This window comes from Streptomyces sp. NPDC029169 (assembly GCF_055563935.1).
Genome location: NZ_JBVHXA010000016.1, coordinates 119,257 through 130,858 on the forward strand (window position 1 = coordinate 119,257; position 11,602 = coordinate 130,858).

Annotated in this window: 7 protein-coding genes and 3 pseudogenes; 5 read left to right on the forward strand and 5 right to left on the reverse strand. The window is 72.1% G+C overall.

All coding sequences use genetic code 11. From position 1 onward, the window contains the following. Window positions 1-167: 167 nt before the first annotated feature. Window positions 168-908, reverse strand: a complete 741-nt coding sequence (locus tag ACZ4VI_RS26745) for a GntR family transcriptional regulator (protein ID WP_468003180.1) — start codon at window positions 906-908, stop codon at window positions 168-170. A gap of 269 nt (window positions 909-1,177) precedes the next feature. Continuing rightward, window positions 1,178-2,068 (reverse strand): RNA polymerase sigma-70 factor, encoded by an 891-nt coding sequence (locus ACZ4VI_RS26750; RefSeq protein ID WP_468003182.1) that lies wholly within the window; start codon window positions 2,066-2,068, stop codon window positions 1,178-1,180. A gap of 114 nt (window positions 2,069-2,182) precedes the next feature. Here ACZ4VI_RS26750 and ACZ4VI_RS26755 point away from each other — a divergent pair, with 114 nt between their 5' ends. Continuing rightward, a complete protein-coding gene (locus ACZ4VI_RS26755) occupies window positions 2,183-3,013 on the forward strand; it encodes an alpha/beta fold hydrolase (RefSeq protein ID WP_468003184.1) in 831 nt (276 codons plus the stop codon). Window positions 3,014-3,139: 126 nt separating this feature from the next. Here ACZ4VI_RS26755 and ACZ4VI_RS26760 read toward each other — a convergent pair. Then, window positions 3,140-3,928: pseudogene (locus ACZ4VI_RS26760) on the reverse strand (EamA family transporter); the annotation flags it as partial. 47 nt (window positions 3,929-3,975) lie between these two features. On the opposite strand from ACZ4VI_RS26760, the gene pdxR reads away from it, so the two are divergent. Next, a complete protein-coding gene (gene pdxR, locus ACZ4VI_RS26765; RefSeq protein WP_468003186.1) occupies window positions 3,976-5,427 on the forward strand; it encodes a MocR-like pyridoxine biosynthesis transcription factor PdxR in 1,452 nt (483 codons plus the stop codon). 79 nt (window positions 5,428-5,506) lie between these two features. Continuing rightward, a pseudogene (locus ACZ4VI_RS26770) lies at window positions 5,507-5,599 on the forward strand (MarR family transcriptional regulator); the annotation flags it as partial. A gap of 345 nt (window positions 5,600-5,944) precedes the next feature. Here the strand turns inward: ACZ4VI_RS26770 and ACZ4VI_RS26775 are convergent. Then, window positions 5,945-7,990, reverse strand: coding sequence for a sigma-70 family RNA polymerase sigma factor (locus ACZ4VI_RS26775; protein ID WP_468003188.1), 2,046 nt, complete (start codon window positions 7,988-7,990; stop codon window positions 5,945-5,947). Window positions 7,991-9,080: 1,090 nt separating this feature from the next. On the opposite strand from ACZ4VI_RS26775, the gene ACZ4VI_RS26780 reads away from it, so the two are divergent. Together ACZ4VI_RS26780 and ACZ4VI_RS26785 are read left to right on the forward strand one after the other, a co-directional pair. Next, window positions 9,081-9,419: a thioredoxin family protein gene (locus ACZ4VI_RS26780; RefSeq protein ID WP_468003190.1), complete on the forward strand. Its 339-nt coding sequence runs from the start codon at window positions 9,081-9,083 to the stop codon at window positions 9,417-9,419. A gap of 348 nt (window positions 9,420-9,767) precedes the next feature. Then, entirely contained in the window at window positions 9,768-10,397 is a 630-nt protein-coding gene (locus tag ACZ4VI_RS26785) for a class I SAM-dependent methyltransferase (RefSeq protein ID WP_468003192.1), read from the forward strand. Between the two features lie 15 nt (window positions 10,398-10,412). On the opposite strand, the pseudogene ACZ4VI_RS26790 reads toward ACZ4VI_RS26785, so the two are convergent. Next, window positions 10,413-11,247, reverse strand: a pseudogene (locus tag ACZ4VI_RS26790) (IS5 family transposase). Window positions 11,248-11,602: the final 355 nt, after the last annotated feature.

An 11,602-nucleotide genomic window follows, 5' to 3' on the forward strand; every position in this document is an offset into this window, starting at 1 on the left:
CACCACTTCTCCCTCCCCCCCCCCCCCCCCCCCTCCCCCCCCCCCCCCCCCCCCTCCCCCCCCCGCCCCCCCCCCCCCCCCCCCCCCCCCCCCTCCCCCCTCCCCTCCCCCCCCCCCCCCCCCCCCCCCCCCCCGCTGCGGCCACAGTCGGGTCGGCGGTGTGTCCGTCAGGACGCCATCACCAGGTCGCCCGAGTCGCCGAAGGTCAGGCGGCAGGTGTCGGCGCGGTACGTGGCGACGGAGACCGCGGCCGTGCGGCCCTCGGAGAGGTAGCGGGTCGTGACGACGAGGACAGGGGCGCCCGGGAGGCGGTCCAGTTCCTTGGCGTCGTCCGCGCGGGCCGAGCCGAGCTCGACGGCGCGGTCCTGGCCGTCCAGGGCGAGGCGCTGGAGCTCGCGCAGGACGCCGCGGGCGCGGGCGGGGCCGGTCGGGGTGTCGATCGCGGTCAGCTCGGGGACCGAGCCGGACGGCACGTACAGGAGCTCGGCCGCGACCGGCTGGCCCTGCGTGACGCGCAGCCGGCGCACGATGTGCACCTGCTCGCCGGGGGCGAGGTCGAGGAGGCGCGCGACGGCGGCGGGCGCCGTGTCGCGGGCGGAGTCCACGGACTGCCAGGTCTCCTCGGAGACGCCGGGCCAGACATGCTGGGTCGTGGAGACGTCGACGCCCACGCGCGGCGGGGCGACGGTCGTACCGACGCCACGGCGGCGCTGCAGGCGGCCCTCCAGCTCGAGCTGCTCAAGGGCCTGGCGGAGCGTGGCCCGGGCGACGCCGAAGCGCGCGGCCAGTTCGCGCTCGTTGGGCAGGATCTCGCCGACCGCGAAGTCGGAGTCGAGCGCCTCGCCGATCACGGTCTTGAGATGCCAGTACTTCGGCTCCGGCGCCGATTCCAGCTGCGTGGTCCCCACCCTGATCCTCCGCAATTCGCCGTGTCCCGCGGCGGTTTTCCGCGCCCTTGTTTATTAAAGGTTCCTGCACTATCTCTGCGACCATAAGGCGGCGCACCCCCTTGGTCAAGACCAATCCTGACCCGGGTGCCCCCGTTTGCGGGCCTCTGGCGTAGATCGTTCACAGGACGTTCGCACCGTTGTGTGCCCTGCGCAGCAAAGTGCCCCGCCTCCGGGCGGAGGCGGGGCGAGGCGGGCGAGGCGGGGCGGAGGCGGGCGCTTCGGGCTGCTCAGAGCGCGACGGCGGCGACCGCGTGGAGCTTGTCGGGGTTGCGCACGATGTACACGCACTGGATGCGTCCGTCGCGCACCTCGATCTGGAAGACCGAGTCCGGCTCCCCGTCGGCCAGGACGAGCAGCCCGGGGCCGCCGTTGACCTCCGTGAAGCGGAACTCGAAGGCCGCCTCGCCGCCCTGGGCGACGGCGAGGAGGAAGCGGCCCACCTTGTCCGCGCTGTCGATGACCCGCAGCGGCGCCTTCGACTTGCCGCCGCTGTCGCCGACGAGCCGTACGTCCGGCGCGAGCAGCGCAAGCAGTCCCGCCAGGTCGCCCCCGGCCGCCGCCGCGAGGAAGCGCTCGGTGAGGTCTCGGCGTTCGGCCGGGTCGACGTCGTAGCGGGGCCTGCCCTCGTCGACATGGCGGCGGGCACGGCCGGCCAGCTGACGGACGGCGGCCTCGGAGCGGTCGAGCGCGGTGGCGATCTCCCCGAAAGGGAAGCCGAACGCCTCGCGGAGCACGAACACCGCGCGTTCCAGGGGCGAGAGGGACTCGAGGACGACGAGGACGGCGAGCGAGACGGAGTCGGCGAGCATCGCGCGCTCGACCGTGTCGGGGACGGACGGCCCGAAGTCGGTGACGACGGGTTCGGGGAGCCACGGCCCGACGTAGGTCTCCCGGCGCGACTGGACCTGGCGGAGCCGGTCGAGCGCAAGCCGAGTCGTGATCCGTACGAGATAGGCCCGCGGCTCGCGGACGTCGTCCCGGTCCGCGGAGGACCAGCGCAGCCATGCCTCCTGGACCACGTCCTCGGCGTCGGCGACGCGGCCGAGCATGCGGTAGGCCACGCCGATGAGCATCGGCCGGTGCTCCTGGAAGACATCGGTCAGAGTGTCGGTCGCCACTCCCCCATCCCAGCCGACGAGTTGGTCTCTGTCCAGTTCCGTCCGGACTCTTGAACTCGTACCTACTGACCGGTAATCCTTGCTGACAGGGTGTCTACGTCAAGGAGCAGCCGTATGTCCGCACAGATCTCGTACCCGATCGAGACCCCCGAGGGTCCGCGCACGGTCTCCGTGACGTACGAACGCAGGGGCGCGGGCGAGCCGCTCCTGCTGCTGCACGGCATCGGTCACCACTGGCAGGCCTGGGAGCCGGTGCTGGACATCCTCGCCACCGAACGCGACGTCGTCGCGGTCGACCTGCCGGGCTTCGGCGCCTCCCCCGCGCTGCCGGACGGCTGCGCCTACGCCGTCTCGACGGTCGTTCCGGTGCTGGGCGCCTTCTGTGCGGCCCTCGGCATCGAACGGCCGCATGTGGCCGGCAACTCGCTGGGCGGGCTGCTCGCCCTGGAGCTCGGCCGGGAGAAGCTGGTGCGGTCGGTCACCGCGCTCTCCCCGGCCGGATTCTGGTCGGAGAGCGAACGGCGTTACGCCTTCTGGACGTTGCGCGCGATGCGGGCGGCGGCGCTTTCGATGCCGGTGCCGCTCATCGAGCGGCTGTCCCGCAGCGCCGCCGGGCGGACGGCGCTGACGAGCACCATCTACGCGCGCCCCGGGCGCCGTTCACCCGACGCGGTGGTCGCCGAGACGCTCGCGCTGCGGGAGGCCACCGGCTTCCGCGAGACCCTGGAGGCCGGCCGGGCCGTGCGGTTCGGCGACGACATCACCGCCGTGCCGGTGACCGTGGCCTGGGGCACCCGCGACCGGCTGCTGCTGCGCCGTCAGGGCGTCCGGGCCAAGCACACCGTCCCCGGCGCCCGGCTCGTACGGCTGCCCGGCTGCGGGCACGTCCCCATGAGCGACGACCCGGCTCTCGTCGCGCGGGTGATCCTCGACGGCAGCCGCTGACGGTGCCGCTGTCGGTGCCGCCGACGGAGCCGTCGACGGGTTACGGCGCGTGAAGAGTCCCGTCCCGAGGGCCGCTCCGGCGCCGACCAGGAGGCTGCCGGCGGCCTGCGGGAGGCCGAAGCCGCCGGTGGACACGAGCGCCGCGGTCAACGCCGCGGCGACCGGGATCGCGCCGGTGAAGAGAGTGGCACGCTCCATGCCGATCCGCTGGACGCCCATGTAGAAGAGCACGAACCCGACGACCGTGGCGAGGACGGCCTGCCACAACAGGGCGCCCGTCTCCATGGCCGTCGGCGTCCGCAGGAACGTACCGCCGTCCACGACCAGCCCGATCAGCGCCGACTCGACGGCCGCGATCCCGCAGACGGCGGCCGTCAGCAGCTTCGGCCCGAGGGGGCGGAGCACCGGCACGGCGAGGACGGTGAACCCGACTTCGCCCGCCAGTGCTCCTACGGAGTAGGAGAGGCCGGCCAGGTCGGTACGGCCCCACCCCTGGACGGTGAAGGCCCCGGCGGCCACCAGGAGTGCGCCGTACAGCACGGGCCGGGAGGGCCTGCGTCCCTCCAGGAGCGGAACGATCACGGCGACCACCACCGGGGCGCAGCCGACCAGGACGCCGGGGACGGCGGGTTCGGCGGTGCGTTCCGCGGCGAGGACCGCGAGATTGAAGCCGACCATGCCGACGGCGGCGAGCACGGCCAGGCGGGTCCACCCACGGGCGCCCAGCGCGCGTAGCGGGGTGAGGCCGCCCGGCCCGAGGAGGGGCAGCAGGAGAAGGCAGGCGGCGCCGTAGCGCAGGGCCTGGCCGCCCGCGTACGGATAGTCGCCCAGAAGGCTGTTGGCGGTGAAGGAGGCGCCCACGAGCGCGTAGGCGACGGTCACGAGGAGCGTTCCTCGCAGGGAGTTCGCGTTCATGGTCCCGACGCTAGGAAGCGCACCGGCCCGGTTTAAGGTCCACTTCCATGACGTCTTCGGGGACCACTTCGCACGCGTCGCTCGCGTCGCACGGCGGCGGGCAGCCGGCCTGGGAGCTGCTGCTGCCGGCGGCCGCCGCCCCGGCCCGGCGGCGCGGCCGGGCGCTTCAGGAGGCTCTGCGCGAGGCGGTGCGCACCGGCCGCCTGACGGCGGGGACCCGGCTGCCGTCGAGCCGTGAACTGGCCGCGGACATGGGGGTCTCGCGCGGCCTGGTGACAGAGGCGTACGAGCAGCTGACCGCCGAGGGGTATCTGCGCAGCGACCGGGGTTCGGGCACCTGGGTCGGGGAGGCGGCGCGGGCCGCCACGGACCGGACCGTACGGGCCCCGGAGCCGCCCACGCCGGGAGTACGGGTGGACTTCCGCCCCGGGACGCCCGATCTCGCCCTCTTCCCGCGCGCGGCCTGGGCCTCGGCGCAGCGCACGGTGCTGGCCTCGCTGCCCCACCGGGCGCTCGGTTATCCGGACCCGCGCGGGCTCCCGGAGCTGCGGACCGCGCTCGCCGGGATGCTCACGCGGCGGCGCGGGGCGGTGGCCGATCCGGAACGTCTGGTGGTGTGTTCGGGGGTCGCCCAGGCGTCGACGCTGCTGGGCTTCGTGCTGCGGGCGCGGGGAATGCGGGCCGTCGGGATCGAGGACCCGGGCAGCCCGGAGCACGGGCGGCTGTTCGCCTCGACCGGCATGGACACGATGTGGCTGCCGGTGGACGAGGAGGGGCTGCTGCCGGGTCCGCTCGCCGCGTCGGGGGTACGGGCGGTGGTGACGACGCCCTCCCACCAGTTCCCCTCCGGGATCGCGTACTCGGCGCGTCGCCGGGCCGCGATTCTCGACTGGGCGCGGGCGGTGGACGGGTACGTCCTGGAGGACGACTACGACGGGGACTTCCGTTACGACCGGGCTCCGGTGGGTGCCCTTCAGGGCCTCGATCCGGAGCGGGTCGTCTACACCGGGTCGGTGAGCAAGTCGCTGGCCCCGGGGCTGCGGCTCGGCTGGATGCTCGTACCGCGTGAGCTGCTGGCGGAGGTCGTGGAGCGCAAGCGGACGATGGACCTCGGGAACCCGGCCCTGGACCAGGCGCTGCTGGCCGAGTTCGTGACGCGCGGCGCCTACGACCGGCAGTTGCGCCGGTGTCAGCGCGCGTACCGGGAGCGGCGGGACGCCCTGGTGGCGGCGCTCACGGAGTGCTTCCCGGGCACGTCGGTGAGCGGGATCGCGGCCGGGCTGCACATCATCGCGCGCGTGGAGCCGCGTTACGGCCCGACCGCGCGCTTCGTGGAGCGATCGGCGGCCGCGGGGGTGGTCCTGCGGCCACTGGAGGAGTTCGGCACGGCACGCCCGACGGACGGCGCCGTACGGCTGGTCTTGGGCTACGCCCATCTGACGCCGTCCGAGATCGCGCGAGGTGTACGCCTGGCGGCGGAGGCGGTCCGGCAGGACTGAGGGGTACGGGTGGGTGCTCGCGCCGGGCGGCGGGGCGGGGTGACGACTCGGCGCCCACGGCCGGCGGCGGGGGCGGGGCGGGATACCCGCCGAGGACCTGGCCGCCGCCGGCCGCGTCCTCGCCCTGGTCACCGAGCGCGCCAACGCGGAACTCGCGGCGCTGACCGCCTGACCCGCGGACCAACCGACCGGGTAGATGGGTGCAGGCGTCTCAACCGTCGGTCGCGGTTGACGGCGCCGAAAGAGGTCGCCCGTCAACACGACCCACGACGCCTCGTCTTGGTCGGATACCCCGGCGCCCATGCAGTTTCACCGCTCCCTCCGCCGACTCCCTGCGCACTTCGGAGTGGGGCGTGCTCAACGGAGCCGAGCGGGACCTGATCACCATCCTCTAGATGGCCGCCGACCGGGGATCTCACTACCTCCTGCCCACGGCAGAGGTATTGCCGACTGATCGCCGGGCCTCAGCGCAGTCGGCGATGTCCCGCGGCTCGGCCTCACAGAACCGCCCGCGCCCTCAGCGAGCGCCGAAGACCTGGGTCCAGTACGGACCGCCCTCGTCGTGGATGCCGATCCCGATCTCCTTGAAGGAGCAGTTGAGGATGTTCGCGCGGTGGCCCGGGCTGTTCATCCAGGACTCCATCACCTGCTCCGCGCTGCTCTGCCCCATGGCGATGTTCTCGCCGTACGTCGACCAGGGGTACCCGGTGGCCGTGACGCGCTCGCCCGGGCCCTCGCCGTCGGGGTTGGTGTGGTCGAAGAAGTCCCGCGCGGCCATGTCGTCGGAGTGACCCTGCGCCGCCCTGGTCAGCTGCGAGTTCGCCGTCAGCGGGCCACATCCCGCCTTGGCCCGCTCGGCGTTGACCAGCCTGATCACCTGGTCGGCGGTGGACTCCGAGCCGGATCCGCCCTGCGAGCCAGAGTCCGAGCTGCCGGTGACCTTCGGCTTGGGCGAGGGCGACGAGGTACGGGGGGTGGCCGTCTTCGACGGCGCCGCCGTCGCGGTGCGGCTCGGACGGGCGGTAGGAGTCGCGCCGGCGCTGGCCGATGTCGACGCCGAGGGCGAGGGCGAGGACGACGGCGTCTCCAGGAGGGTGGTCGGCTGCTGCGTGAGAGGCAGGTCCGGACCGGGAGCCGCGGCACGGTTCGCCTCCAGCGCCTCCCCGTCCCCGTTGGGTCCGGTGCTCAGGTAGAAGGCCCCGCCGGTGACCGCCACGACCGCCATCCCGGCGGCGACGACGGCCCTGCGACGACCGCGCCGCCGTTCCTGCTCTCGACGCCTTCGTGCACTCCGTGAGCTGCGGGCCCCCGCCGCGACGGGGATGACGGTGCTCTCGGTCTCGTACGTGCCCGGCGTGAAGGGTTCGTGCGGCCCGCCCGGCTCGCCCTGCCCGCTCATCCCGTACGGCCCCGACGGGTCGTACGGCGCGTCGGCCCCGTAGGGCTCGCTCGATCCGTACGATGCCGCGCCCTCATACGGGGCCGGCGTGGGTATGCCGTACGGCGCAGTCGCCTCGAACGGGACCGGCGTGGGTATGCCGTACGGCGCCGTCGCCTCGAACGGGACCGGCGTCGGTATGCCGTACGGCGCAGGTATGCCGTACGTGCCCGCGGTCTCGTACGCTCCGTGCGTCCCGTACACACCCGGCGTCTCATAAGGCCCCGGGGTCCCGTACGTGCCCGCCGTCTCGTAGGTTCCCGTCGCCGTGTACGGCTCCGACGCCCCGTAGACGGTGTCGGAGCCGTACTGCTGCGCGGCGACCGCAGCGTTCCCGGCGCTCTCCCGGACGGCGGTGAGCAGCAGCGCCGACGGGGGCACCAGAAGCAGTCCGGCCAGCAGTCCTTCAGCGGGGACGAGGTTGCTCCACAGGCAGGCGCAGTGCGCGCAGCCTCGGGCGTGCCGGGCTATGCGCTTGCGCCACAGAGCAGAGGGGCGGCCGTCCCACGTGCCCAGCTCGGACCGGAGGGTGGGGCACAGCGGGTTCTCCGCCAGGGCCCGTACGACGACGCGGGCGGTGTCGAGCTGCGCCTTCACCCGCTGCACCCGGACCGCGGTGTGCTGCGTGGACAGCTCAAGGGCGGCCGCCACCTCGTAGCGGGTCAGCTCACCGGCGCACTCCAGCCACCACAGCGACAGCAGCGCGCTGTCGTCCGGCTCCATCCAGCGGGTCGCCTCGGCGGTCTCGCGCCGCTGCCCGGACAGGTGCAGCTTGACGACGGCGAGGTCCACGAAATCGGCACCGGGGTGAGCAAGGTCACTGGCGTCGTCGAGGACGCCAGTGAGGGGGCTGGACTGCTGCCTGTGCCAGTGGCTGCGGATCCCGTTCATGGCGATGGCCACGAGCCAGGACCGAAAACTGTCCGGAGCGCGCAGGCTGCCGAGCCCGTCGAGCGCCCGCAGCATCGTCTCCTGCACGACGTCGTCGACATCGTGGTGGCCGTTCATGGCCCGGCCCACGATGTTGTACACCAGGGGCAGATAGGCGGCGACGAGCTGGTCCTGCGCCCACAGGTCGCCGCTCTGTGCCGCCCTCACCAGCTCCGTACCGTGCTGTGTACCCATGCCCTGATTCACTCTGCCTGTCCCGCCTGTTGTCGATGCCCAGCAGCTGGGAGACCGCAGGGCATCCTCCGGATAACAGGAAACGCGGAAGAATTCCGCGGCGCGTCTTCGGTACGGGCCCGAAGCCTGCCGACCGAGCGGCCGAGACGATACCCGTCCGAAGCTCGGGAGCCTACGCCACGGGGAATCAGTCCACTTTGGCCCTGTATCGCCTTGTTCGCCGCGATACAGGAAGGAGTAAATCTCCCTGAACTCGGCCGAATCGGTCAGGCCTTCGCCCCTCGGTACCGGGGGCACGGTGCCCCGGGACGGCCTGGCCGTCGCAGCGCCGCTGGCGCCGCCGGCGCCGCCGGCCCGTAGGCGCTCGAAGCGAAGCAGCAGCCGACCGCTGTGCACCCGGCACGTCTGGATGGTCAGCGGACCGCCCGAGCTCGTCGGGGTGAGCGAGCGCGCAGGCCCTGCGCGCTGGCCATGGCAGCGTCGCGGTTAATGATTGGGCGCCCACTACCCGCACGACATCCTCGGAGGGACACCGTAGGCCGACCGGCCGACCCGTGCCATCCACGCCTGCGCCACGCCCCGTCGACGGCTCCAGCTGAGCCAGTGTCGAAACACTCGATGTCACCAAGCAGCAGGAGCTGCGTGAGGCCGCGCGCGGAGCTCTCGGGAACCCGGCCCTCGCCTATGTCCACTCGGTTCCTCAGTAGGCAGACGGCGGGCTCCGGCGCGGCTCGGCCGTTCCTTGCCGATCACTGCGACAGCGGCAACCTGCGTCTCAGGGGCTATGAGACAGCCTGCGCATGACGAGGTCGTCGAGGAACTACGCGGCCCGCCGGCGAGTTCGCCCCTCGAGCCCTTCCGGTCGACACACTCGCCTGGTCAGGCGGCGGAGCGTCCGAGGACGTTCTCACCGTGGTGGACAAGGACGACTACGGCCCCAGCGTCGTGTCTGCGGGCCGCGCCGGCGACGCCCGTGCCGTTGGAACCCCAGGGAGGTGACGAGGAGGCGGCCGGTACCGCCGGGCCGGCCTGGCGCACGGCGCGGGGGATGATGGGGATGGAAAGACGGAACACGAGGTCGGGAGCTTCCATGGCGAAGCGGGTTCACCAACCCCGTGAGGACGCGGAGTTCGATTTCATCCTCGGGATGAGCGGAGTCCCGGTCCTCGCATACTTCATCGGGACATGGCCCAAGGCAATCGAGCCCTGCCGGGCGATGGACCTCGTCGTGGGCGGCATTGCCGACGAGTACACGGGCCGCCTGACGGCCGTCCGCACCGACATCACGCGCTGTCCGGCCGCAACCGAGCGATACGGGATCACCGGAGCCCCGTCCTACGTCCTGCTGAAGGAGGGCGAGGTGGTGGCGCACGGCACGGGGCCTATGACCATCGCCGAGGTACGGGAGCTCCTGGACGGCCACCTCTGAGCGGCCGCCGCGGCACTGCGGCCGCGGCCATGACCATCGCGTCCACACCCGCAGCTCGCCACTCCTGGTAGTCACGCTCCAGCTGTTCTTCGACCAGCCTGAACTGCGGCTTCTCGCTCAATCACGCGTGCAGCATCCCGTATGGGCCCCGGTCTCAACCAGCGAATTCGCACGGCCCAGGGCCACGGAGAAGGGCTGATGGACCTTCTTGCTCAGGAATACGACAGCTGCGGAACAAGTGCTCTGCGCCAGTACCGCTCAAGACACGGGAAGGTCAGTTCCTGGAGGTGGGGGTCGGTACGGGGCCGGAGAACGGCTGCGAACGGCGCGGGTGTTAGTTTCCTTCCCGTGATCGGGCATCAGGATGAGACCAGGGCGGCCTACGACGGGGTCGTCGAGCTGTATGCGTCGATGTTCGCCAATCAGTTGGAGACGCAGCCGTTCGCGCGAAACATGATCGGTACCTTCGCCGAGCTGGTGCGTGGGACGGGGAACCCCCGGGCAGCCGACGTCGGGTGCGGACCTGGACATCTGACGGCCATGCTGCACGACCTGGGGCTGGACGCCTTCGGGCTCGACCTCTCCCCGGCCATGGTCGACCATGCCCGGCGGGCCCATCCGGCGCTGCGGTTCGACGAGGCGCGGATGGAGGCCCTGCCGGTCGAGGACGGCGCGCTCGGCGGCGTGCTGGCCCACTATTCGATGATCCATACCCCGCCTGGGGAATTGCCCGCGCTGCTTGCCGAGCAGGTGCGTGTTCTGGCGCCAGGAGGTCTGCTCCTGGCCTCGTTCTTCGCAACTGATGGCCCGGAGCCGGTCCGCTTCGACCACAAGGTGACGCCCGCCTATAGCTGGCCGGCGGACCGGTTCGCCGAGTTGCTGGCCGGGGCCGGGCTCGTCACGTTCGCCCGGCTGCTCCACGACCCGGCCTCCGAGCGGGGCTTGCTCGACGCACACTTGCTGGCCCGCCGCCCCTAGGCCGTGTCCGGAAAGTCATGGGAGCCAGAGCCTGAGGCAGGCGAGGGTGACCATGGCTTGGTAGTGGGCGGCGCGTTTGTCATAGCGGGTGGCCAGGGCCCGGTTCTGCTTGAGCCGGCTGAAGCAGCGTTCCACCACGTTGCGGCGCCGGTAGGCGGCCTTGTCGAGGCGGCAGCGGGTTTCGCCGCGGCGGATGCGTCCGTTGATCTGGTCGATCCGTTCCGGGATCGTCGACGCGATGCCGCGTCGTCGCAGGTAGGCACGGATTTTCCGGGCCGAGTAGCCCTTGTCGGCGACCACGCGGTCGGGCCGGGTCCGGGGCCTGCCCGGACCCGGACCCGGCCTGGTGACGCGGATACGGTTCATGACGGCTTCGAACTGGGTGCAGTCGTTGACGTTCCCGCCCGTGATCGTGAATGAGAGAGGGCGGCCCTGGCCGTCACAGGCGAGGGGATCTTGCTGGTCAGCCCGCCGCGAGAGCGTCCGAGGGCCTCGCCTTCCCAGGGCCCCCTTTTCGGGCCCCGGCCGCATGCTGATGCGCGCGGACCGTGGTCGAGTCGACGCACACGATCGTCCAGTCGACGGCTCCGACGGCGTCGGAGTGCTGCTGGACATGAGCCAGAAGACGGTCCCAGGTGCCGTCGGCGGACCAGTAACGGAAGCGTTCGTAGACCGTCTTCCACGGCCCGTAGCGTTCGGGCAGGTCACGCCAGGCGGCCCCGGTGGACAGCTTCCACAAGATCCCGTTCACGACCTGGCGCCGGTCCCGCACGGGCCTGCCCATCCGGCCCGGCGCCAGCAACGGGGCGATCAACGCCCACGACTCATCAGTCAGTTCATGTCGACGCACCACGAACGGAGTAACCAGCGATCGACTTTACGGACACGACCTAGGCCTTCCGCTGAAGGCGAGCATCACTGCGGAGGTTCGAGGTATCCCGACTACCAAGGAGTCAACAGTATGGCGAAGCACGGGGGCGGGAGCGGAAGTGGCCAGGGCGGCAGCCGGCAGGACGACGGCAGTAGCGGGCGCGGGCACGGTGGAGGCGGCACTGAGACCAGCGGGGGGCAACTCCTCCGACGGCTCCGGCCCCTCGAAGAAGTAGCCGGTGATCGCGCGTACAGAGGAGGTGGGTCCCTCGGGGCTCGCCTCCGCGCTCGTCGCTGCGGGCGCACTCGAATCCGACTGGCTGACCACGTTCAGG

What these genes read in the sequence shown, in the direction of transcription:
- ACZ4VI_RS26780 (WP_468003190.1), top strand. Translation starts at nt 9,081, where the DNA reads ATGGCGAAGCGGGTTCACCAACCCCGTGAGGACGCGGAGTTCGATTTC.
- ACZ4VI_RS26775 (WP_468003188.1), bottom strand. Translation starts at nt 7,990, where the DNA reads ATGGGTACACAGCACGGTACGGAGCTGGTGAGGGCGGCACAGAGCGGC.
- ACZ4VI_RS26755 (WP_468003184.1), top strand. Translation starts at nt 2,183, where the DNA reads ATGTCCGCACAGATCTCGTACCCGATCGAGACCCCCGAGGGTCCGCGC.
- pdxR (WP_468003186.1), top strand. Translation starts at nt 3,976, where the DNA reads ATGACGTCTTCGGGGACCACTTCGCACGCGTCGCTCGCGTCGCACGGC.